This is a genomic window from Nonomuraea antimicrobica, assembly GCF_039536965.1.
Classification (GTDB): domain Bacteria; phylum Actinomycetota; class Actinomycetes; order Streptosporangiales; family Streptosporangiaceae; genus Nonomuraea; species Nonomuraea antimicrobica.
Genome location: NZ_BAAAZP010000089.1, coordinates 70322 through 92896, shown reverse-complemented (window position 1 = coordinate 92896; position 22575 = coordinate 70322). Strand labels below are relative to the sequence as shown.

21 protein-coding genes are annotated in these 22575 nt (G+C 70.9%); 10 read left to right on the top strand and 11 right to left on the bottom strand.

Going from position 1 to position 22575, the window contains the following annotated elements:
* Positions 1 to 67 precede the first annotated feature (67 nt).
* The 4 genes from ABD844_RS23815 to ABD844_RS23800 all read left to right on the top strand — a co-directional run bounded on the left by ABD844_RS23815 (position 68) and on the right by ABD844_RS23800 (position 2778).
* A complete protein-coding gene (locus tag ABD844_RS23815; RefSeq protein ID WP_344881895.1) occupies positions 68 to 460 on the top strand; it encodes a GntR family transcriptional regulator in 393 nt (130 codons plus the stop codon).
* Positions 457 to 1302, top strand: a complete 846-nt coding sequence (locus ABD844_RS23810) for an ABC transporter ATP-binding protein (RefSeq protein ID WP_344881893.1) — start codon at positions 457 to 459, stop codon at positions 1300 to 1302. The genes ABD844_RS23815 and ABD844_RS23810 overlap by 4 nt, the downstream gene beginning before the upstream one ends.
* On the top strand, positions 1299 to 2252 hold the full coding sequence (locus tag ABD844_RS23805) for an ABC transporter permease (protein WP_344881890.1): 954 nt from the start codon (positions 1299 to 1301) through the stop codon (positions 2250 to 2252). The genes ABD844_RS23810 and ABD844_RS23805 overlap by 4 nt, the downstream gene beginning before the upstream one ends.
* A gap of 181 nt (positions 2253 to 2433) precedes the next feature.
* The gene (locus ABD844_RS23800) at positions 2434 to 2778 is read left to right on the top strand and encodes a hypothetical protein (RefSeq protein WP_344881887.1); all 345 of its coding nucleotides are present in this window, start codon (positions 2434 to 2436) and stop codon (positions 2776 to 2778) included.
* A gap of 138 nt (positions 2779 to 2916) precedes the next feature.
* Here the strand turns inward: ABD844_RS23800 and pip are convergent, their stop codons facing one another.
* Positions 2917 to 3885 carry a prolyl aminopeptidase gene (gene pip / locus ABD844_RS23795; protein WP_344882013.1) on the bottom strand — a complete coding sequence of 323 codons (969 nt, stop codon included), beginning with the start codon at positions 3883 to 3885 and terminating at the stop codon, positions 2917 to 2919.
* 72 nt (positions 3886 to 3957) lie between these two features.
* Positions 3958 to 4671, bottom strand: a complete 714-nt coding sequence (locus tag ABD844_RS23790) for a TetR/AcrR family transcriptional regulator (RefSeq protein WP_344881884.1) — start codon at positions 4669 to 4671, stop codon at positions 3958 to 3960.
* A gap of 71 nt (positions 4672 to 4742) precedes the next feature.
* Between ABD844_RS23790 and ABD844_RS23785 the strand changes: the two genes are divergently transcribed.
* The 3 genes from ABD844_RS23785 (at position 4743) to ABD844_RS23775 (ending at position 7522) form a co-directional block, all read left to right on the top strand.
* Positions 4743 to 5492 (top strand): VOC family protein, encoded by a 750-nt coding sequence (locus ABD844_RS23785; RefSeq protein ID WP_344881881.1) that lies wholly within the window; start codon positions 4743 to 4745, stop codon positions 5490 to 5492.
* 115 nt (positions 5493 to 5607) lie between these two features.
* Positions 5608 to 6606: a trypsin-like serine peptidase gene (locus tag ABD844_RS23780; protein ID WP_344881878.1), complete on the top strand. Its 999-nt coding sequence runs from the start codon at positions 5608 to 5610 to the stop codon at positions 6604 to 6606.
* A gap of 193 nt (positions 6607 to 6799) precedes the next feature.
* Positions 6800 to 7522, top strand: coding sequence for a VOC family protein (locus tag ABD844_RS23775; RefSeq protein WP_344881875.1), 723 nt, complete (start codon positions 6800 to 6802; stop codon positions 7520 to 7522).
* A gap of 28 nt (positions 7523 to 7550) precedes the next feature.
* Here the strand turns inward: ABD844_RS23775 and ABD844_RS23770 are convergent, their stop codons facing one another.
* Positions 7551 to 8255 carry a M15 family metallopeptidase gene (locus tag ABD844_RS23770; protein ID WP_344881872.1) on the bottom strand — a complete coding sequence of 235 codons (705 nt, stop codon included), beginning with the start codon at positions 8253 to 8255 and terminating at the stop codon, positions 7551 to 7553.
* A 100-nt stretch (positions 8256 to 8355) separates the two neighbouring features.
* On the opposite strand from ABD844_RS23770, the gene ABD844_RS23765 reads away from it, so the two are divergent.
* On the top strand, positions 8356 to 8982 hold the full coding sequence (locus ABD844_RS23765) for a TetR/AcrR family transcriptional regulator (RefSeq protein WP_344881869.1): 627 nt from the start codon (positions 8356 to 8358) through the stop codon (positions 8980 to 8982).
* 88 nt (positions 8983 to 9070) lie between these two features.
* Here ABD844_RS23765 and ABD844_RS23760 read toward each other — a convergent pair whose 3' ends face one another.
* Together ABD844_RS23760 and ABD844_RS23755 are read right to left on the bottom strand one after the other, a co-directional pair.
* On the bottom strand, positions 9071 to 10189 hold the full coding sequence (locus ABD844_RS23760; RefSeq protein ID WP_344881866.1) for a hypothetical protein: 1119 nt from the start codon (positions 10187 to 10189) through the stop codon (positions 9071 to 9073).
* Positions 10186 to 10704, bottom strand: a complete 519-nt coding sequence (locus tag ABD844_RS23755; RefSeq protein WP_344881863.1) for a SigE family RNA polymerase sigma factor — start codon at positions 10702 to 10704, stop codon at positions 10186 to 10188. Before ABD844_RS23755 ends, ABD844_RS23760 begins: the two co-directional genes overlap by 4 nt.
* 114 nt (positions 10705 to 10818) lie before the next feature.
* On the opposite strand from ABD844_RS23755, the gene ABD844_RS23750 reads away from it, so the two are divergent.
* On the top strand, positions 10819 to 12963 hold the full coding sequence (locus tag ABD844_RS23750) for a DEAD/DEAH box helicase (protein WP_344881860.1): 2145 nt from the start codon (positions 10819 to 10821) through the stop codon (positions 12961 to 12963).
* A gap of 10 nt (positions 12964 to 12973) precedes the next feature.
* On the opposite strand, the gene ABD844_RS23745 is transcribed toward ABD844_RS23750, so the two are convergent.
* A complete protein-coding gene (locus ABD844_RS23745; protein ID WP_344881857.1) occupies positions 12974 to 13651 on the bottom strand; it encodes an SDR family NAD(P)-dependent oxidoreductase in 678 nt (225 codons plus the stop codon).
* Positions 13652 to 13727: 76 nt separating this feature from the next.
* On the bottom strand, positions 13728 to 14531 hold the full coding sequence (locus tag ABD844_RS23740; RefSeq protein WP_344881854.1) for an SAM-dependent methyltransferase: 804 nt from the start codon (positions 14529 to 14531) through the stop codon (positions 13728 to 13730).
* Positions 14532 to 14818: 287 nt separating this feature from the next.
* Here ABD844_RS23740 and ABD844_RS23735 point away from each other — a divergent pair, with 287 nt between their 5' ends.
* On the top strand, positions 14819 to 15922 hold the full coding sequence (locus ABD844_RS23735) for a DUF418 domain-containing protein (RefSeq protein ID WP_344881851.1): 1104 nt from the start codon (positions 14819 to 14821) through the stop codon (positions 15920 to 15922).
* Between the two features lie 30 nt (positions 15923 to 15952).
* On the opposite strand, the gene ABD844_RS23730 is transcribed toward ABD844_RS23735, so the two are convergent.
* The 4 genes from ABD844_RS23730 to ABD844_RS23715 form a co-directional block, all read right to left on the bottom strand.
* Positions 15953 to 17350: a caspase, EACC1-associated type gene (locus ABD844_RS23730; protein ID WP_344881848.1), complete on the bottom strand. Its 1398-nt coding sequence runs from the start codon at positions 17348 to 17350 to the stop codon at positions 15953 to 15955.
* On the bottom strand, positions 17340 to 17699 hold the full coding sequence (locus ABD844_RS23725) for an effector-associated constant component EACC1 (RefSeq protein ID WP_344881845.1): 360 nt from the start codon (positions 17697 to 17699) through the stop codon (positions 17340 to 17342). Before ABD844_RS23725 ends, ABD844_RS23730 begins: the two co-directional genes overlap by 11 nt.
* 145 nt (positions 17700 to 17844) lie before the next feature.
* The gene (locus ABD844_RS23720) at positions 17845 to 18792 is read right to left on the bottom strand and encodes a hypothetical protein (RefSeq protein WP_344881842.1); all 948 of its coding nucleotides are present in this window, start codon (positions 18790 to 18792) and stop codon (positions 17845 to 17847) included.
* Positions 18793 to 19342: 550 nt separating this feature from the next.
* Positions 19343 to 22501, bottom strand: a complete 3159-nt coding sequence (locus ABD844_RS23715) for an AfsR/SARP family transcriptional regulator (protein ID WP_344881839.1) — start codon at positions 22499 to 22501, stop codon at positions 19343 to 19345.
* Positions 22502 to 22575 lie beyond the last annotated feature (74 nt).

Below are 22575 nucleotides of genomic sequence, written 5' to 3'. Positions count from 1 at the left end.
ACGGGTTGACAGCGGGCCCTCGCATCCAACACCCTTTCACTACTCAAATAGTGAAAGGGTGTTTTGGTTGATCGAGTTCAACCTGGACCGCGGCTCGGGGGTCTCGACGTACCTGCAGCTCGTCCACCAGGTCAAACAGGCGCTCCGGCTCGGTACGCTGCGCCCCGGCGACCAGTTGCCGACGGCCCGCGAGGTGGTCGAGAGCCTGGCCATCAACCCCAATACCGTGCTCAAGGCGTACCGGGAGCTGGAGCGCGAAGGGCTGGTCGAGGGGCGGCCGGGGATGGGGACGTTCGTCCAGCAGGGCATCGCGGGGGCGACGCTCGCCGAGCACACGCGGCTGCGGCACGCGCTGGAGGCGTGGGTGCGCGAGGCCCGCGCGGCCGGGCTCGACCAGGAGGACCTGCGGGTGCTGGTCGCCGTGGTCCTGGCCGACGCCGCGAAGGAGGACGTGGCATGAGTCCCGCGCTGGAGGCGACCGGGCTGGGGGTCCGCTATCGCCGTACGTGGGCGCTGCGCGACTGCTCGCTGTCGGTGCCCGCAGGCCGCGTGGCGGCGCTCGTCGGGCCCAACGGCGCGGGCAAGACCACGCTCATGCACGCGGCGGTCGGCCTGCTGCGGCCCGCGCTGGGCAGCGTTCGCGTGGCCGGTGAGGCGGCGTTGGTGGCGCAGGACAAGCCGCTGTACGACGGCTTCACCGTCGCCGAGATGCTCACCTTCGGCCGCCGCACGAACCGCCACTGGGACGACGCCGCCGCTGCCGACCGGCTCGCCGGGCTCGGCATCCCGCTGAAACGCAAGGTGAGCGGGCTGTCGGGCGGGCAGCGGGCGCAGGTGGCGGTCACGCTGGCGCTGGCCGGTCGGCCCGACCTGCTCGTCCTGGACGAACCGCTGGCCAACCTCGACCCACTCGCCCGCCACGACGTGATGCGCTCGATCATGGCGGAGGTGGCCGGGCGGGAGGTGACCGTGCTGCTGTCCTCGCACGTCGTGTCCGACCTGGAGGAGACCTGCGACTGGCTGATCGTGCTGAACGGGGGCCGGCTGCAGGTCAGCGGCGACATCGAGGAACTGCTCGACGGGCACCTCGTGCTCACCGGCCCGGACGGGGCGTCGACGGCGGGGGCGCAGGTGGTGGGCGCGAGCCGTACCGGCAGGCAGGTCGGCATGCTGGTCAGGGGCACGCCGCCGACCGATCCGCGCTGGCGGGCGCGGCGCCCCGGGCTGGACGAACTCGTCATGGGCTACCTGCGCAGCCCCGAGTCGGCGGCGCTGCCGGGACTGACGGGGGTGGGCGCGTGATCTGGGTGACGTGGCGCCAGCACCGGGCGCAGATCCTCGTGACGGCGGGGTTCCTGGCGCTGCTGGGCCTGCTGCTGCTGGGCTCGGCGATCGAGGCGAACTGGCACGTGACCGAGCACGCCCCGGGCTGCCCCGGGCCCGTGGAGCAGTGCCTCGAGGTCGTGGCGGGGCTCTTCGATCGCTACGACGCCGTCTACTCGGTGTTCGGCTGGATGCCGCTGGTGGCCCCGGCGTTGATCGGGGCGTTCTGGGGCGCGCCGCTGCTCGGCCGCGAGTACGAACGCGGCACCCACCGCCTGGCCTGGACCCAGGGCGTGCCCGTCCGGCGGTGGCTGGTGATCAAGCTGTCGGTCCTGGGCGGGGCGGTCGTGGCGGGCGGGCTGCTGCTGTCGCTCATGGTGAGCCTGTGGCGGCCGGTCTTCAAGGGGGGAAGCGACTCCACGTTCGGCAACATCGGCGTGTTCAACATGGTCGGGGTGGAGCCGGCGGCGTGGTGGCTGTACGCGTTCGCGCTCGGCGCCGCGGCCGGGTCGCTGTTCCGGCGTACGCTGCCCGCGATGGCGCTGGTGGTGGCCGGGGTGGCGGTGACGATGTTCACCCTGTTCCAGCTCAGCGACCACTATGCCGAGCCGGTGCGTACCGAACTGTCCGGCACCATGGTCCTCGGCGATCGCGACGCGCGGATGGTGCGCGCCGCCTGGGTGGAGCCGTCGGGGAGAGAGGTCGACGAGCCGGTCGCCGGCGGCTGCCCGCGGCAGGTGCCGGAGAGCGAGGAGACAGCCGAGGCGTGGCATGACTGCCTGTTCGGCAAGGGCCACCGGTACGCCGTGTACTACCATCCGCCATCTCGGTTCTGGCGCTTCCAGTGGACCGAGGCGGGAATCCTGACGCTCGCGTCGGTGGCCCTCGGCGGCCTGGCCGTGCGCCGTACCCATCGCCGCCCCGGCTGACCCGGCCGGGATGCGCCGATCAGGGTGTGTCAACAATCAGTAGTTGTAAGGTTGCTTTCCGTAAAACGCCTGTGAGTGTGGGCGACCCCGCCGTCCCCCGGCTCAGGCTCTTCCACCCTCCACAGGCGAGGCAGGTGCGCCCTTTTCCGCGCAACGGGCGCACCGAACGAAAGGAACCTTCGTGCGCAAAGCTGCCCTGACCTTGGCAGCGGCCGGCCTGTGGACGCTGCTCGCGGCCCCCGCCTACGCCGCGAGCCTGCCCACGGTCGTCCCCCCGGCCCCACCCGCCGGCCAGAGCCAGCCGGTCCACCCGGCACCCGCCCCGGCGGCGGAGCCCGCCGCGCCCGCGGCGGAACCCGTCGCCCCGGCGCCGGAAGCCGCCCCGCCCTCCAGCCTGGTGACGGTCTTCAACGACGAGATCATCGAACCGATCAACATTCCGGTCAGCACCTGCGACAACCTGTTGTCGCAGCACACCTCGACCTCCTGCAACGCGGGTGCGGCCTCGGCGACGACAGTGCCCTGACCCCTCCGGCCCACTCGCATTCCCGCGGATCGTGAACGCCATTCACTGGACCGGCCACTGACCCGGACCCCGGCCGCTGATCAAGTGGCCGGGGTTCTTGCCGTCGTTCCTCGCCCCCGGGATCAGGAACGGGGCCGGTCAGCTTTGACGCGCGCCCTGGACGCGGAAGCGGTCGGTGGCCTCGATCAGGCGGTCGAGGGTGCCGGGTTCCGAACCGCTGTGACCCGCGTCCTCGACGAGGTGGAACTCGGCCTCCGGCCACGCCTGGTGCAGATCCCACGCCTGGTCAGGAGGGGTCTTCACGTCGTAGCGGCCGTTGACGATCACGGTCGGTACGTGCCTGATGCGGTCCACGCCCGCCAGCAGGCCCTCCTTGGGGAGGAATCCGCCGTTGCTGATGTAGTGGTGGGTGATGCGGGCGAAGAGGAGGATGGCGGCGTCGTCGAGCTGCGGCGGATCGACCGGCACCAGGGTGTTGGCCGTGAACTCCCAGCCCATCCAGGCGCGGGCCGCCGGGAGGTGGACGGCGGGGTCGGGGTCTTCGATGCGGCGGCCGTACGCGGCGAGCAGGTCGTGTCGCTCGGCGGCCGGGATCGCGTCGCGGAACGCGGCCCACTCGGCGGGAAAGAGGTGGGCCGCGCCGGTGGAGGTGAACGACCAGACCTCGTCGGAGGGCCGGACGAGGTAGATGCCGCGGAGCACCAGTTCGGTGACCCGGTCGGGGTGGGCCTGGGCGTACGCGAGGGCAAGGGTGCTGCCCCAGCTCCCGCCGAAGACCAGCCAGCGGTCGACGGACAGGTGCTCGCGGAGCCGTTCGATGTCGGCGACCAGGTGCGGGGTGGTGTTGTGCCGCAGTGACACAGCCGGGTCCGCGGCGCTCGGCCGGCTGGCGCCGCAGTTGCGCTGGTCGAACAGCACGATCCGGTACGCGGCCGGATCGAAGAACCGGCGGAAGGCGGGCAGGATGCCACCGCCGGGGCCACCGTGCAGGAAGACCGCGGGCTTGCCGTCCGGGTTGCCGCAAGCCTCCCAGTAGATCTCGTTACCGTCCCCGACGTCGAGCAGGCCGGAGTCGTACGGCTCGATCGGCGGATAGAACTCCTTCAGCGCCATGCGATCAAGTACACCCCGAAAACCGGGCGATCGCGCACAGATGGGGTCGCCCTGTACGGATGGGGTTCAGCCTTCTAGGGTCCGTTCGAGCCACGCCACCAGCATGTCCACGGTGGAGCCGAACAGTTCGTCCGGGTGCTGTGGGCCGGCCTCGGCGACGACGCGGCGCAGATGAGGCGCGTCGAGACGCGTCGCGGCATCCCGGACCTGCGGAGGGACCGTGTCCCATTCGGACGGGTCCACCCCCGGCGGCGGCCGGTCGTGCCAGGAGTCGTAGAACTCGGTGAACCCGGCGATCAGCAGGATCATCTGCTGATACGCGCGGAGTGCGCCTTCTGGGCTCAGCCCGATCCGCAGCAGGAATTCGAGCACGGCGTCCTGGTGGCGCGCCAGGGTCGGCTGCGGGCCGGGCAGGGCCGCGAACTGCCCGCTCATGGCCAGCGCCACCAGCCCGGCGTGCCGCCGGTACCAGGCGCGCAACTCCTGGCAGTAGCCGCGCAGGCTGTCCTGCCAGTCCGCCGGGTCCAGCCGGGGCTCGGGCGCGTCGTCCTGTGCGACGCCCAGTGCCAGCGCCAGCACCTCGCGCTGATCGGTGACGTAGTTGTACAGCGCGCGAGGGGAGACGCCGAGTTCGTCGGCGAGCGCTCGCATGCGCAGCGCCGTCGGGCCGTCTCGCGAGATCGCCGTCAGCGCCGCCCTGCCGATCAACTCCCTGGTCAAGGTGGGTCTGCCCTTGCGGTGGGTGGGCCGGCGCCGAGTACGCGGGATCTCGCTGGACACAGGGCAAGACTAGCCAAGTCTGAACTTCACACCTGTTGACTTTAAGCGTGCCACCGGGCAACCTAGGTTAGGTGAGCCTTACTTCATCGCCCAGCTTCGACCATCTGATCCATGTCGTCCCGGACGTGCCGCGCGCGGCGACCGCGTACGACGCGGCCGGGTTCCGCACGTACACCGCGGAGCCGGCCTTCGGCGCGCAGAACGGGAGCTGGCTCGACGACCTGCGCTACGTCGAGCTGTACACCGTGCTGAATCGCGAGGAATGGGTGTCCAACATGTACGCCCCGTGGTCCCGGCAGGTCGTGTCCACCGTGGAGGACATGATGGCCGCCGGCGGCGGCGCGTTCGCGATGGGTTTCGAGGTGCCCGAGATCGCCAGGGCGACCGAGCGGATGCGTTCGGCCGGGGTCGCCGCCGAAGTGATCATGATTGACCTGCCGCGTGGCGATCGGAAGGTGTCGTACCCGCTCGCGTTCCCCACCGAAGGTCCACGGTGGACGCCGTTCCTGCTCACCTACCCCGGCGAGCCAGAACAGCGCCGCGCGCTGACGCGCTCCCTCGGCCGGCGGCCCTCCGGCTTCGGCATCGACCACCTCGTGGTGGAGACCGCCGACCCGCGCGAGGGCGCGCGGTGGCTGGCCGCGATCCTAGGGTTGCCGGACGCCATCCCGGTCGGCGCCGACTGGCGGCTCGCGGTGCCCGGCGCGGACCTCGTCTTCACCGCCGGCCCCGCCGAGCGCGTCACCACCGTCGGCCTGACCGGCCCCGACGTGCCGGACGTGACCCTGTTCGGGCTACGCTACCGGTCCGTTCGGCGCTGACGTCGTGCCAGGGCCCGCGGACTGCCCTCGGCGAGCGGAGCCCCTGGAGATCGATTGCCGCTAAATGCGACATATGTGGTAAGTCTCCGTCATCACTTCTGTCACGGAGGCACCATTGCGTACCTTGGCTATCGCCGGATTGACCACCCTGCTGCTCGGGCTGGGCTCCCACGCCGCCCTCGCCGACCCTGAGAAGGGCGAGCCCGCGAAGGACGGGCCGATCGCGCGGCAACTCCCGACCACGTTCGCGGCGGGCGACGACTATTGGACGCCCGAACGCATGCGCGCCGCTCGGCCGCTGGCCGCTCCCGCCCGTCCGGCGAAGGCCGCGACCGGCGAGGCGACACCGCGTGCTGCCGGCGAGGAGGTGGAGGTCGCTCCCGCCCCCACTCCCAAGACCATGCGCTGGGAGAAGGTCGTCCCGTACGCCACGACGGCGGCCACCCAGCAGACGTGGAAGTCGGGCGGCCTCATCGCCAAGACGGCCGGGAAGGTGTTCGGCACCGGCGGCAACGGCAACGACTTCGTGGCCTCCGGCACCGTGGTGAACAGCACCGACGGGGACGTCATCGTGACCGTCGCGCACGCCATGATCGACAGTGAGGGCCGCTGGAGCCGCAACCTGATCTTCGTGCCCGCCTACAAGAACGGGGCGGCGCCGTACGGGAAGTTCACGGCGCGCACCATGTTCATCTGGTCCGGCTACTACAAGGACGGCGTCCGCAAGCCGCCGCTCGACTTCGGCATGCTGGTCGTCAACAAGGTGAAGAGCAAGACCCCGGTGCAGACCGTGGGCGGGCAGGGCATCCGGTTCAACTCCACCACCGCCGGCAAGACCAACCTGTTGCTCGGCTACCCGAACAACGGCAACAGCGGGCAGACCCTGCAGTTCTGCAGCGGCGCCTCCGTCGCCCCCGCCTACGACATGAAGTACGCCCTGCTCTGCGACATGGGCGGCGGCTCCAGCGGCGGACCCTGGTTCCAGGACTTCAACCAGGCCGCCGGCTCCGGTTACGTGATCTCCACCCACGCCCTGCGCAACAGCACGACCAGCTACGGCGCATACTTCGGCGCCGAGGCCCTGGCCACCTTCCGCGCCGCCGTCGCGGCCTGAGTCCGGGCACCCCGCCCGGTCCGGCGGGGTGTCCCGGTGAAGCATGCGGGCGGTTCGGCGGCGAGGTGGCCGAACCGGCCGACGCATGCCCGGTTAATGTCTTGGGACACGCGTGGTCGACAAGGCAGAATCTGCGAGGAAGGCGCGTGTCCGTCCACGCCTGTGAGCCAGTGGAAGGGATTGGAGGTGCGGGATGACCGCTCAGCTCGTCGCGCTCTGCTTCGACGCGAACGACCCGCTCGGTCTCGCCCGCTTCTGGGCAGGAGTCCTGGGCTGGGAGATGGCCGACGATCCCCATGACGGCAGCACTCTTCTGCCGAGCGATGACACCGGCTTCCTGATCCGGTTTCTGCCGAGCCGGGAGCAGAAGACCGGCCAGAACCGGATGCACTTCGATCTGACCAGCACGTCCCTCGATGACCAGCGGCAGACGGTCGCGAGGTCGATCGAGCTGGGTGCGCGGCACATCGACGTCGGGCAAGGTCCGGAGGATCGTCATGTGGTGCTCGCCGACCCCGAGGGCAACGAGTTCTGCGTCATCGAGCCGGACAACAAGTTCCTCGCCGACTGCGGGTTCATCGGAGCGCTCGCGTGTGACGGCTCTCAGGAGGTCGGCTACTTCTGGAGCGAGGCGCTGGGCTGGCCGCTGGTCTGGGACCAGGACCAGGAGACCGCCATCCGCTCGCCCCACGGCGGTCCGAAGATCACCTGGGGCGGTCCGCCGGTGGCGCGGAAGACCGGGAAGAACCGGCTGCACTTCGACCTCGCGCCACCCGCGCACGGGGATCAGCAGGCGGAGGTCGACCAGCTGATGTCACTCGGCGCGAGCCGGATCGACCTCGGACAGGGCGAGGTCGGCCGGGTGGTGATGGCCGACCCTGACGGCAACGAGTTCTGCGTGTTGCTCCCTCGATGACGTGACCAGGGCCGGAGTGCGCCGCCGACTACGGCGCGGCCGGTCCGTACCGGGGCGGTCGGCCGGTCAGGGCCGACCACAGGCGCGTGCCGAACTCGAAGTGCCACCACTCCTCCGCCAGCACCACGAACCCCTGCCGGCGAAGCGTGTGGTACAGCAGCCGCCTCAGTGTGCGCACTGGCCCGGCGACGTGCTCGAAGGCTCTGGCCGCGGCCAGATGACTGAATTCGTCGAACGCCGTGCCCAGCGCCAGCGGCACTCCCTGCCAGGTCAAGGTGAGATCGACCGCCCCGCCCGTGAGATGAGGCGGTGGCGCCGCGGGGTTCTCCGAAGGCGGCGCGACGAAGTCGGTACCGGCACTCCCGTCCATGCTGATCGCGTCGAACAACTCCCGCTGCAACGCCAGGGGCCGCCAGGCGTCGAAGACCGCGACACCGAATCCCTCCGGCAGGGCGGCGGCTGCCCGCCGCAGCCGTACGAGCGCATCGGCTCTCAACCACTGCCGGCCGACCGCATGCCGCCAACCGGACCTGGCGTAGCTGTGCAACAGGGCTATCCCGTCGCCCGCGACCTGCGACAGCGGCTCTCCATGATCGATCGCTGTCGTCGGGCGCCGGAGGGCGGGCGACTCGGACATGAGCCCGGGAATGGGCAGCTCCGCCGCATGAAGCCCAGAGGGCAAGCCTTGTGCGGCCGTGGCGAGCAACGAGCCGCTCTCGGCTGAGGAGATCATGCCCCGAGGGTAACAACACCGTTTTGCCATCCTTGGGTCACAAGGCTTAGCCTAATATCACTAGGTTTCTCTTGATGGCTCTAAGGGAAGGGCGGAGCGCATGGCGCGGGCCGGGTTGACGGCGGAACGGGTGACGCTCGCGGGCGCCGAGCTGGCCGACGAGGTCGGGCTCGAACACGTGACCATGTCGGCGGTGGCGCGGCGGCTCGGGGTGAAGGACGCCAGCCTTTACGCGCACGTACGCGGCCTGGAAGACCTGCGCGGACGGATCGCGCTGCTGGCGGCCGACGAGAAGACCATCGGCATCGCCGAGGCCACCGCCGGGCGGGCGGGCAAGGACGCGCTCGTCGCGTTCGCGAATGCCTGGCGCGCGTACGCCCACGCCCACCCCGGCCGCTACACCGCGACACAGGTCCCGATGCAGATCGATCCCGAACTGGCGGCCCAGGCACCCGGGCCGCGGCGAGCGGTCGAGCTGACCTACAGCATGCTGCGCGCGTACGCGCTGACCGAGCCCGACCTGACCGACGCGGTTCGGCTGGTGCGCAGCACACTCCACGGCTTCGTCAGTCTCGAAGCCGCAGGCGGGTTCGCGTACTCGCGTCCGTCCGAGGACTCGTGGGCCCGCTGCCTCGACGCCCTGCACTCCCTCCTGGGGCGCTGGCCCGCACCGCGTGAAGAAGCCTCATCGAGGCGGGAACGTCCCGGCGCTGCCGGCCGGCGTTAAAGTGTGAACGGAGTGCGTGGACGGCAGCCGCCGCGGAATTCGAGGGCGGACTGCCGTGCCGGGCGGTGGGTGCGTACGGTGCGGGGGCCTATCGGCTCGCCATCCCGGGCAGGACCAGATGCACCATCTTCCCGCCTCCCGGGTAGCGGGCCACCTGGCGGGCCTTGCCTGTGCCGATGTCGACCGCGTAGGCGCGGACCTCGTTCTGGTACCCGTAGATGATCGTGACCTCGGATCCGCTGGTCCACAGGCCGGTTTCCAGCACACCGCCGCCCCGCTTCGCGGGCAGCCCGCGGATGGACACCGTCCGCAGGATCCGTCCGTTCTTCGCGTCGAGCACGCTGAGCTTGTTCTTGGTGTGGTCCGGGTGGTCGAAGGCGACCACCGTGCGGCCGTCCGGGGCCAGCTCGCTGAACATGATGAACTTCCCGTCGAAGCGCACCGGCCGGCCGCCGCCGGTTACCGGCATCTGCCACAGATCGGTCTTGCCGAAACGGACCAGCTCGGCGACGCCGTCCTTGACGCTGACCACCTCGTACTTGCCGTCCACCGGCCGGCTCTTGCCGGTACGCACGTCGATCAGCAGCCCGGGATCCTTGCTCCCCTCGCGTGGATCGAAGAACACGTAGCGGCCGTCGTCGGAGAGCGCCAGCATGGAGCCGATGTCGATCCGCTCCTCCGGCACGGCTACGGCAGAGGTCACCTGGGTGCCGCCCACCAGATCGCGGACCACGTGCGCCTGGGCCTGGCGGCTGTAGTAGACGAGCATGCGGCCGTCCCGGCTGATCGCGACGGGCGCGGGCCGGTCCTTGGTGGTGCTGGCCAGCGCCTGCGGCACCCGGTACGTCCGGTTGTTCCGGGTGACCACCCGCCACTCGACCGTGCCGCAGTCGATGCGAATCGGATTGCTCTGCTGCTTGCAGGGCGTCTGGAACGCGTACGCGAGCGGCCCCACCGCCCCGTCCGGCAGGGTGGGAACGGTGTCCACCTGTTGCGGCGTGACCGTACGGTCGGCCACGCCGGCTCCCTGCCACGGCAGCGTCACCGCGGTGCTCGCCGCGCCCACCACCGTGACCGTCGCGACGGCGGCCAGCATGAATGTGCTCCGCCGCCGTCGGCGCCGGTAGCCGGCCACGGCCACGTCGGCCAGGTCCACCAGGGGCGCCTGCGCGGCGATGTCGTCCAGCGCCTCCCGCAGCCTCGTCATCGGGCCACCTCCTTGATCTCCGTGTCGTTCAGCAGATATGCGAGTTCGGGCGCGTGCGTCCGCAGGCGGGCCAGCGCGTGATGGGACTGGCTCTTGACGGTGCCCGGCGCGCAGCCGAGCGCCTCGGCGGTCTGTGCCTCGGTCAGGTCCTCCCAGAACCGCAGCACGATCACGGCCCGCTGCCTGGGCGGCAGCTTGTCCAGAGCCTGGCGTAACACGATCCGCTGAAGCGCCGCGTCGTCGTAGGAGGCGCCGCGCTCCGGCAGCTCGGCGCGCGGCACCTCCGGCCGCGGCCGGCGCCTCCACGAGATGTACTGGTTGACGAGCGCCTTACGGGTGTACGCCTCGGGATTGCCGCCGCCGGTCAGCTTGGACCACTGGCCCGCGACCTTGACCAGGACGCTCTGCAACAGGTCCTCGGCGAGGTGCGCGTCTCCCGTGAGCAGGTACGCCGTCCGCATCAGCGCCTGCTGGCGGGCGATCACGAACTCGCGGAAGTCGTCGTGACGATGCAATGCGATCTCCTCTCGCCCGTTCAAAACGCGACCCGGCGCACGAAAGGTTGCACCCGATTTCCCGGGTGTCGCGATCCGAGGTCCCCGTCGCCGGGAGGAGATACCTTCTCGCCTATGGGATCACAGCCCGCCAGGGAGGTCCGGGACCTGCTGGGGCGCGCACGGCGGCTGCTGAGCGACGCGCGAGAAATGATCGCCGAACACGAACGAGCGGTCGCGGACGTCCGCGCCGCCCTTGAGCCGCTGCGCGGGCGGCAGGCCAGGGCGGAGCTCGGCGCGATGCCGGTGTCCCGGCTGAAGGACGTCACCAGCGGCCGGCTGCGGATCGGAGCGCTGCAGGAGGCCGGGTACGGCACGGTGCTCAGCGTTCTGGAGGCGACGCCGTACGAGCTGCAGAAACTGCCCGGAGTCGGACAGCAGACCCGATGGCAGGCACAGACGGCGGCCGAAGGCATCGCGCGGGCCACGAGGAAGTCGTGCACCCTCCACATCGACGTGGACAACCGCGACCCGGAAACCACCCGGCTGCTCGTCGCGCTGCACCGCCTGGTCGCCGTCGGCCCCGACCTGCCGCGCGCCCGCCGTACGGCCGAGACGGTCGCACGGCGACTGGACGAGCTGATCCCCCAGGCCCGCCCCCTCGGCAACCGGTTACGCGGGCTCCTGTACGGAAGCCGCCGCCGCGCCCGCGCGGCGCAGGCCGTGGCGCAGATCGCCGGCCTGCTCACCGACGAGACCGAGACCAGGCTGCTCATCGCCCAGGCCACCACCGACCTGCTGCGCCCGCCGCCGGACGGGGCTCTGGCGTGGATCGACTTCGAGATCCGCGCGGCCGACCACTACAACCTGCTGGCGGAGCTGTCGGCCACGGCGCCGTCGGACCGCGCCGCCGCCGAGGGCTTCCTGCCCGGCGAGCTGACCGCGCGGGTCAAGGCGCAGGAGCTGGACGACACCCTGCGCCGGGTCTCGCTACGCGGCTATCAGGCGTTCGGCGCGCAGTTCGCGCTCGCCCAGCGCCGGGTGATCCTCGGTGACGAGATGGGTCTGGGCAAGACGATCCAGGCGATCGCCGTGCTGGCACACCTGCACGCGCGGGAGACCACGCATTCCCTGGTGGTCTGCCCGGCCAGTGTGCTGATCAACTGGCTGCGCGAGATCGAGGCCCGCAGTTCCCTGCGGGCCTATCGGCTCCACGGCGACGAGCGCCCTCTGGCCCACGCCGCCTGGCTCGAACGCGGCGGGGTCGCGGTCACCACGTTCGACGGACTGCACACGCTGGACACCGTGCCGCAGGCAGGGATGCTCGTCGTCGACGAGGCGCACTACGTGAAGAACCCGCGGACCCGCCGCGCCAAAGCCGTCGCCCGATGGTCCCGCCACGTCGGCACGGTGCTGTTCATGACCGGCACGCCGATGGAGAACCACATCGAGGAGTTCCGCTCCCTCGTGGATCACCTCCAGCCGGGGCTGCTCGGCCAGGTCGAGCCGGGTGGGACGACCGATCGGGCACAGGCGTTCCGCCGCGCCGTCGCGCCCGTCTACCTGCGCCGCAACCAGAAGGACGTGGTCACGGAGCTGCCCGAGCTGGTCCACATGGACGAGTGGGAGGAGTTCAGCGCGGCCGACGCCGCCGCCTACCGTGAGGCGGTGGAGTCGGGCAGGTTCATGACGATGCGCCGCGCCGCCTACGCGGTGCCGGAGCAGTCCGCCAAGCTGGAACGGCTGCGCGAGCTGGTCGGCAAGGCGGCCGACGCCGGGCTCAAGGTCGTCGTGTTCTCCTACTTCCGCGACGTGCTCGCCGCCGTCGGTCCCGCCGTCGACTCCCCGGTTCACGGGCCGATCGGCGGCGACCTGGACCCGGGACGCCGCCAGCAGGTGGTGGACGCGTTCACGGCGGCCAGGGGGCACGCGGTGCTGCTCGCGCAGATCCAGGCGGGCGGGACAGGGCTCAACCTCCAGGCGGCCTCCGTCGTGATCATTTGCGAGCCGCAGGTCAAGCCGACCCTGGAAAGCCAGGCCGTGGCCCGCGCCCACCGCATGGGCCAGGTACGGCGCGTGCAGGTGCACCGCCTGCTCACGCCCGACAGCATGGACGAGCGGCTGTTGGAGATCATGCACGCCAAGGCGGCATTGTTCGACGCCTACGCCAGACGCAGCCACCTCGCCGAGTCGACACCCGCCGCCATCGACATCTCCGACGAATCACTGGCCGACCGGATCGTCAGGGAGGAACGGCAACGCCTCACCACCCCACATTGACGGGGGAGGCTCAGCGCGGAGTCGGCACCACGGAGATCTCGCAGGCGTAGGAGTCGGCCGGTGCGCTCAGCACCCAGGTGATCATCGAAGCGAGTGTCTGCGGCCGGATGCACGATTCGGGATCGTACGGCCGCCCGAAGGCGCTCCTGACCTCTCCCAGCAGGTCGGTGGCCGTCGCCGCCGGATACACCGTGGTGACGCGTATCCCATGGGCCGCCTCCTCCTCGCGCAGCGAGTCGGCCAACTCCCGCAGCGCCGCCTTGCTGGCCACGAACGCCGACCAGCGCGGGACACCGGTCAACCCGGGCGAGGCGTTGACGAAGACCACATGGCCTCTGGAACGCCGCAGCGCGGGCAGCGTCAGCCGGACCAGCTCGGCGGCGGAGGCCACGTTGACCGCCAGCGTACGTCGCCAGGTCTCAGGTCCGGCCTCGGCGACGGCCTCGACGGGAGAGATCCCCGCACAGTGCACCAGGGCCTGCACGTCCGCCAGCTCCCCCGTGTCCTCCAGCGCCTTCATGGCGGCGGCGAGCGTACCGGGCTCGGCCAGATCCGCCTCGATCCCCCGCACCTCCAGCCGCCCGACGCCGCGCCCCACGGCGGTCACCCGATGCCCCGCCTCCACGAGCCCGCTGACCAGCGCCGTCCCGATCCCTCCGGTGGCGCCGGTCACCAGCACATGTCCCATGAGGCTCTCTTTCTCATCGTCCGAGAACTGATCATCACGCCCGGGCTGGAGCGGCTCGTCGGTCGTCGGGCCGTGGTCAGGGTTTGACGGCGATGCCGCCGAACATCAGGCGCTGGCCCACGCTCAGCTCCCCGGGGACGTCCTCCTCAGGGCGCCACTGCGGCAGCGGTACGACACCCGGCTCGACCAGGTCGTGCCCCTTGAAGAAGGAGGTGATCTCGGCGACGGTGCGGAACCGGCCGGTGCCGAGGATCGCGAGGTACTTCTCCTCCGCCTCGCGGGATCCCGGGAAGGAGTCGCAGAAGTGGGTGACGAACAGGTGGCTCCCGGACGGGACCGCGGCCATGTACGCCTCGACGATGCCCCACGGGTCCTCGTCGTCGTGCAGGTGGTGCAGGATCCCGACCATCATCACGGCGACCGGGCGGCTGAAGTCGATGAGCCGTTTGACGGCCTCGTCTGCGAGGATCGCCGCCGGTTCGCGCAGGTCCGAGGTGACCACCCCGGTGCGGTCGTTCTCGGCCAGCAGGGCCCGGCCGTGCGCCAGCACCATCGGGTCGTTGTCGACGTAGACCACGCGCGCTTCGGGGTTCACGCTCTGCGCGACCTGGTGGGTGTTCTGCACGGTCGGCAACCCCGAGCCGAGGTCGAGGAACTGCGTGACACCCTGGTCGATCAGAAACCGGACGCCGCGGCCCAGAATCTGCCGGTTGTAGGCCGCCACGTCGTAGATCTCCGGTATGACCTTCGCGATCTCCGCGACAAAGGCGCGATCGACCTCGAAGTTGTCCTTCCCGTGGAGGACGACGTCGTAGGCTCTGGCGATGCTGGGTTTGGTGGTGTCGATCGCGCTCGTCCACTTGTTTGACTGCTCGGCCACAGGTGTCCTTCCTCGCGGAGTCGATCACCTAAGATCCTAGACGTCCCTTGATCTGATGAATGATCTTATCGATGGATGAACGCCGGGAGTTCACTGATTTGTCGGGCACCTGATCGCTGGGAACCCCGGCTCCGGGAGGAAACCGCCCCGAGGCGTCCAGGCCGGGCCAGGCCGGGCCAGGTCCCCGCCCTCGCTCGACGAATCGGCCGAAAGTACGGCCGTCGACGCCGCGAACCCTGCTTTTGACCGGTGTCGTCGCCCGCGTGGGCCGCGCAGGATAAGGCTCCATGCCACGCGAAGCTCTCCCTCAGGAGCCGCACTCCGAGGGCCCGGCCGGTCGTCCCGGCCGCCGTCGCCCGCACGACGGGCCCGACGCCGTCTCCCTCGACCCGCCCCAGACCGCCGAGCCCGCGTCCGACCCGCCCCAGACCGCCGAGCCCGCGTCCGGCCAGTCCCGGATCGTCGCGCTCGACGTGCTGCGCGGGTTCACGTTGTGCGAGATCCTGCTCGCCAACATCCAGTTGATCGCCAACAGCGGCACCGCCGTCGCGACGCAGCCCATGGGCGACTGGGACCCCTGGCTCGGGCTCCCGGTGTTCTCCCTGCTGTTCGGTATCGGGTTCTCGTTGCTGCTGGACTCCGCCGCGGACCGCGTCTCCCGCCCGGAGTTGGTCCTGCTGCGCCGGCTGCTGGCGTTGCTCGCGATCGGCCTGCTGCACATGCTGCTGTGGCCGGGCGAGATCCTGACCAAGTACGCCGTCATCGGCATGCTGGTGCTGCTGCCCTCGGCCTGGCTGCCGCGGTGGGCCGTGGCGGGCCTCGCACCGGCGCTCGTGGCGGCGGCGCTGATCAGCAGCGGGGGCGGACCCCTGTTGATCGCCGGGTTGTTCCTGCTGGGCTCGGCGCTGGTCCGATACGGGGTGATCGAGCAGATCGAGCGGTCCCTGCGAGGGCCGCTCCTGCTGGGCCTGGTCTTCGCGGCGGGGGTGGCCTCTCTCCTGTGGGTGCGAACCGGGACAGGCGCGCCTCAGCCGTCCTTCACGTCCGGCCTGGCCGATCTGCTGCTCGCCGGTGTGTACGTGTGCGCCGTGCTGGTCCTGCTCAGAACGCCGTTGCGGGCGGTGCTGCGGGCCGTCTTCGCGCCACTGGGCCGGATGGCGCTGACCAACTACCTGACCGCCACACTCCTCGTCCTGGTGGCAAGCCGCGTCCTCGGGCTGCCCATCGGCCAGTCCTTGCAGGTGGCGTACGTGACCGCGGGAGCCGTCCTCGCCGCCCAGTGGCTGCTGTCCACCCTCTGGCTGCGCAGCTACCGCCAAGGGCCCGTCGAGTGGTTGTGGCGCTGGGCGACCTGGGCCCGTCGTCCACCTCTCAGCCGCGCCAGGACGTGACGAGCCCGGGCGGAACGGCGTTCGCGACGGTCAGTCCAGCACCCATTTGGTCCCGGCGCAGTGGGCGATCTCTTGGGTGATCTCCCGTCTTCCGGCCCGGTAGCCGCTGAGCGTGGTGAACAGGACCTCGCCCCGGCCCGGGTCGTACCACGGGCTGAGATCGTTGCGGCGCTGGGCCGAGGGCAGCGCGACCGAGGGCTTCAACTGGAGGCAGATGTAGCGGCGGAAGTGCCACCGCTGTTCGGTGACGCGGGAGATGTCGTTCCACCGGTAGAACCAGCGCTGGTCGCGCACCCGTACCTCGATGCCGGCCGCGTTCACGATGAGCAGGCGGGCCAGCCGTCGTTTCATGCGCTGGTCGCCCCACCGGATCATGCTCAGGAAGAGCCCGAAGGAGAACATGCAGCCGACCACGCCGAGCGCCAGCAGTATGACCAGGACCAGTCCCGGGGCCTGGAACGAGCCCACGATCAACTGCACACAGGCGGCGGTGACGGCCAGCGGCACGAGAGACAGCAGCCACCACAGCCAGCCCAGTCCCCGGGCCGGGGCGAACGTCTGACCCTTGCCGACCCGGCCGGCGGGAACGGGCCGGGCCACCTGGTCCCGGGCGCTGAGAGGCGGGTGGTCGGCGGTCTGACGGGCGGTGCCGGTGATGGAGCGGGCGGCGTTCCTGGTGAAGGCGAAGCTGTGGGCGTTGTCGGTGCCGCGCTGGTTGGGCTCGGGCAGCCCTCGAACGCGCAGCCGGTGCCGCAGGTGCCCGTACAGGACGCCCAGGGTGAGGGGGTCGGGTTCGTCCGGGATCCCGCTGCGGATCAGGCGCAGCAGCTCACCGGTGAAGGAGGTGCAGACGTCGAGCTGGTCGTCGAAGGGCGCGACGTGGGCGGCCAGGTCGCTGGCGGTCAGCGTGTAGACGCCCCGTACGTCGCTCTGATCGGCGATCAGGCTGCCCGGCGCGGAGAGGGACTCGGACTGGATGACCGTTCCCGCATAGCAGCAGTCCAGGATGGCGATCTTCACCGCGGCCGGGCTGTTCCGCAGCGCGCCACGGATCCTGGAGTACTCCAGACCGGTCAGGTCGGGGTCGTCCGCGTCGGTGTCGGCCAGTGCCAGGCACAGCTCGCCCTCGGCGGTGAGCACGCCGTGCCCGACGAAATAGAGCAGCAGCACACCGGTGGTCTCCTGGGCCGACTGCCGGATCCGCTGGGCCACGATCCGGCAGTCGGCCTGGTTGTGCAGCACGCTGACGTTCTCGGCCGGCCAGCCGCACAGGAGCGGGTCGGTCAGCACCGAGCGCACGGCCATGAGGCTGTTGGTCGCGGCGGGCAGGTCGGGCAGGCTGTCGTCCTGGTGTACGGAGGTCCCGATGAGGATCGCCTGCGAGCCTCTGGCCCAGCGCGGGTCGGTCGGCGGCGGGTCAGTCCGCATCGGCCTCGCCCACGTGGTTCAGCACCTCCTGGAGCAGCGGCAGCGCGTCGTCCACCCGTTTGGCCTCCACCGTCACGGTGTTCTCCGCGGTGGTGATCGTGATGGACACGTCGGAGTGCCGGTTGGTCAGCCACGTCGTCAGCGCGCGGGCCAGCACCAGCCCCATCCCGCCCGATCCCACCGCGATGCTGAGCAGTTCGACAGGTCCGCCGAGCTCCTCGGGGCCAGGTGGTCGCCTGACCGGCCGAACCCTGCCCTGCAGGGGGCGCTGGCCCTGCAGCCATTTCGTCAGTGAGACCAACTCGCCCGTCAGGTCGTCAGCGGTGGCGACCCGGATTTCGACGTGCATCACCCGTTCTCCCAACGATCCGCGAAACTGATCCGCTCAAGGCCCGAAATACAGCATGAGTCATCGCGGGGAGGCGTGTCAGGAAACGTTCATTACCTGAACCGGTTACCGTTCTGATCTGGGGAGCCGCAGGGGCCCGGCCGGGTCAGAGCCAGCCGCGTTCCTTGGCACGCAGGGCGGCCTGGAAGCGGGTGGTGGCGCCGAGACGGCCCATCAGGTCGGCGACGTGCGCGCGGAACTTGCGGACGGACACGTTCAGCGAGCGGGCGGCGGCCTCGTCGGTGTCGTGGCGGGTCAGCGCGTCCAGCACCTGCTGCTCGATGGGGGAGAGGGGCAGGTCGTCCAGGTCGCGGGCGCGTTCCCACATGCCGTCGAAGACGTCGGCCATCATCGCGACCGCGCCCGGCTGGCGGATCTGCAGCGCGCCGGACCTCGGGTCGCCGAGCCCGGCCTGGACGAAGGCGACGCACCGGTTGACGATGGCCAGGTGCCTGATCGGTTCGGTGGTGACCCGGTGCAGGTCGCCCAGGGCGTGCCACTGCCGCGCGTACGGCGCCTGGCGAGGATCTTCCAGGGCGTGCGCGGAGAACAGGGTGCGGCTGTAGAGCCCGGTCGCCAGGGAGCGCTTGAAGGTGGAGTGGTCGTAGCGGGCCTCGTGGTTCTCCTGCGGCCCGGTGACCAGGGCGTGCGACTTGAGGTGCACGAACTCGCCGGGGTCGTCGGCCAGCATCGCGTAGATGCGGCGGGTGACGGTCGCCCCGTCCTCGATGTGCTCGACCATCTGCACGGAGCGGCCCCTGCGTTGCTCCTCGGACAGTGCTGTGAGCACGTCCCAGGCGAGGGTGAGCTCGCTGAGCTGGCGCTGGGTCTGCTCGATGCGGCGTCGTACCAGGAGGTCCACGGCCGCGGCGGGGGTGACCGCGGTCAGCGTCTGGTCCACCAGGCCGAGCGTGCGCAACTCGACGGCCACCTGCCGGGCGTCGGACATGGACAGTTCGGTGGCGGCGGTGTCCAGATCGGCGTGCGTGGTGCGCAGCAGGTAGCGGTACAGCCGCTCCTGTGCGGCGGTCAGCCCGAGGCTTGCCAGGCTCATTGTTTCTCCAGGTCTCACGCTTGGTCAGGACCCGATCTGAAAGATCGGGTTGAATGGGCAGCAGGACATCGAGGGCCCGACGGCCCCCAGACCCTTCTCTCTGTGCTCGGTTCTCGGTTTTCGGTTCGGTCGGGTCGGCAGGCTGCGTGGGCGCGGATGACGGGCCGCTTGACGGTTGCCTCGACGGGGCGATCGCCTCGGCTCACGGAGAAGGACGAACCCGGGCGGGCGCGGGTCGCGCACCGCGGCCGTCTCGACCGGAGCCGGTGGGGACGCTCGGCGGAGGGCTCCAGCTCGCGCCGTCGTCCGAGGACATCTCCAGCCTGGACGACGTCACCCGATCCGGAGCACGCCAGAGTTGCGCTCCAGGCGAACGGAGGCCCTGGTCACCCCGTCAGTACGGGCGGCCGGCAACCTGGTGGCGCAGGTTTCGCCCACCCGCGAAACCTTTCGGTCCGGCCATTGAAGCAGATGAGATTCCCACACACGTACGCATCTGGATCAAAGGTACGTAAACGACTAATCACCTCGCCGGAAGGCCGAGCGTCGGTCACGAAGCGAGCGTGATCTCGGCCAGTTCCCGCCAGTCCTTGCGCTGCCCGTCACGGGTCGCCTCGGCGAACCTGGTCTCGCCGAGGTGATTCCGCGTCTCCGCGGCGATCCTGGAGGCGTCCGGCTGCGAACGATCCGGCGTGCCGCGCACGACGTCGCCGGCCGCGAGCAGCCGCGCGGCCTGCTCGTACTGCCCTTGGCGCAGCGCGTGATCCGCGATCCCGATCAACACCTCGGCGACCGACGGCGTGTGCTCCGTCACCGCGCGCAACGCCTCGGCCCGGTACGCGCGGGCCGTCTCCAGGTCCTCGGCGAGGTAGCCGGACAGGTCCATGGCCGGGGCGCGGACGGCGTCGGCCAGTTCCGTGTCGTTCACCGTCTTCAACACCGTGGCCAGATGCCGGCGTGCCTGGTCAGGCTCGCCACGCCAGCGCGCCAGCTTCGCGTTCGCGAGCCCGAGTTCGGCGAGCGCGTCCGGCGAGGTGATCCCGCCCGCGCACCGCTCCGCCTCGGCCATGGCGGACCTGCTGGACAGGTCATCGCCGAGCAGCCAGTAGAGCTGGGCCTGCCGCGCCCGCATGCCGACCGCGTCCTCGGTCGCGCCCACCTCGGTCATCGCCACGGACGCCTCCTCGAACAGCTCACACGCGCGTGCCAGTTCACCGCGCATGGCGAGCCGATCGGCCAGGAAGCTCAACGCCATCGAGATCCCCCACCGGTCACCCAGCGCGCGGAACTCGGCAAGGGCGATCTCGGTGTCGAGGTCCACGTCGGTCTCGTCGCCGCCGAGCGTCAGCCGCAGCCGGCCGCGGCTGAGCCTGGCCTGCGCGCGCACCCATGGATCGCGATCGTCGCCGATGAGCGGGTCGAAGGCGGGCAGGAACTCCGTCGACCCCTGCAGCATCCGCTCCAGCGGCGCGATGAACCCGAGAATGGGGTGGAGATCCGCGCTGAACCGGGTGAACCGGTGCGCCCCCTGGATCCACTCCCGCGCCTGATACTGGTCACCGCTGATCCCGGAGGTCAGGAACACCGCCACGATGCCGTACGCCATCGCCCGCACCTCATCGGACGCCTCACCGGGCAGCGAGGCCGCCGCGATGCCCAACTCGGTGCCCTCGGTCCGGTGCCCGCTGAGGAACCAGTACCAGCCCGCGGCCCCGACCAGCCGCATCGCCTCCTGAGCCCAGCCCTCGGAGATCGCCCCGCGCAGAGCCGCGTTGACGTTGTCGTGCTCGGCCTGGAGCGTGGACAGCCATTCCAGTTGCTCGGCCCGGCGCAGGTGCGGATCGGCGGTCTCGGCCAGCTCGGTGAAGTAGGCGAGGTGCGCCCGGCGTGCCTGCTCGCTCTCCCCGGCCTCGGCGAGCCGGTGCGCCGCGTACTCCCTGATGGTGTCGAGCATCCGGTAGCGCGGCGTGTCCTCGCCGTCGGTGAGCAGCAGCGACTTCTCGATCAACGCGGTCAGTACGTCGAGCACCTGCTCTCCGGGGTCCCCGCCGAACGGCTCGTCCCCGCACACCCGTTCGGCGGCTTCCAGGCTCGCCCCGCCGGAGAAGACCGAGAGCCGCCGCAGCACGCCGCGTTCGGCCTCGGTCAGCAGATCCCAGCTCCAGTCCACGACCGCGCGCAAGGTCTTGTGCCGGGAGAGCGCCGTACGGCTGCCGCTGGTCAGCAGCCGGAACCGGTCGTCGAGCCGGCGTGCGAGCTGGTCGAGGGACATGGTGCGCAGCCGGGCCGCGGCCAGCTCGATGGCCAGCGGTATCCCGTCGAGTGCCCGGCAGATCCGCTCCATGGTGGACAAGGTGTGCGCGTCGGAGCCGATGTCCTTGCGCACCAGGCCCGCGCGGTCCCGCAGCAGCCGTACCGCGGGCGAGGACCCGACCTCGGCGGGGTCCGCCCCCTTCGCGGGCAGCGCGAGCGGCTCGACCTGCCACAGCACCTCGCCGGTGATGCCGAGAGGTTCCCTGCTCGTGGCCACGATCCGCAGCCTGCGGCACTCTCCCAGGAGCCGGTCCGCGAAGGCCGCGGCCGCCTCGATCACGTGCTCGCAGTTGTCCAGGACCAGCAGGATCGCGCGCTCCCGGAGCGCGGCGACGAGCCGGTCCATCGGCTCCCCGCTCCGCGCGCCACCGAGCAGTCCCTGGTCGCGCAGGCCGATCGCGGTGAGGGCGGCCTGCGCCAGCTCACCGCCCGCCCGTACCGAGGCCAGTTCGACCAGCCACGCCCCGTCAGGCAGCTCGGCGAGCATCGTCCGTGCGGTCTCTGTGGCCAGCCTGGTCTTGCCGGAGCCGCCCGGCCCCGTCAACGTGACCAGCCGGTGGGTGGCGGCCAGCCCGGCGACGGCGGAGATGTCGTCGTCCTTGCCGACGAAACTCGTCAGCTCGGCGCGCAGGTTCGTCCTGCGGCTCTCCGCCCGTTCGCCCAGCTCGCCCCGCAGCAACGCGGTGTGCAGCGCGGACAGCTCGGCCGACGGATCGGCGCCCAGCTCCTCGGCGAGCCGCTCGCGCGTCCGCTGGTAGACGGTCAGCGCCTCATTCGCGCGCCCCGCCTCGGCGAGCGCCCGCATCAGGGCCGCCACGAACCCCTCACGCAGCGGATACGTGGCGACCAGCCCGGTCAGCTCGGAGACCAGCTCCGAGCCGCGGCCGAGGCGCAGATCCGCGTCCACGCGATCCCCGAGCGCGGCGACGTGGAGTTCGTCGAGGCGCGCGACCACGGCGTCGAACACCTCGCTGTCACGCAGCGCGATGTCCGCCATGGCCGGGCCGCGCCACAAGGCCAAGGCCGAGTGCAGCAGCTCCGCCCGCTGCGCGGGCTCGGCGGCACGGGCCTGACCGACCAGGCGCTCGAACCGGCTCACGTCCACGGCGTCGGGAGCCACGGCCAGCCGGTAGCCGCCGGAGTCGGCCTCGATCACGCCGTCCGGCAACACCCTGCGCAGCCGGGACACCAACGCCTGCAAGGCGTTCACCTCGTCCGCGGGCGGCTGCTCCCCCCAGATCCAGTCCACCAGCCGCGTACGGGTGACGATCCGGCCGGGTTCGAGGGCGAGCGCGGCCAGCAGCGCGCGCAGCCGAACCCCGGGGACCTCCACCACGGCCCCGTCGCGGTTCCTGACCTCGAACGGCCCGAGCAGTCCAACGTGCACATCGGTCACGGTCAGACATGGTACGCGGAATCGCGATATGTCGCGACGGGCGGGTGGTCGCCGCCCTGCCCGGGAAGTCGCGC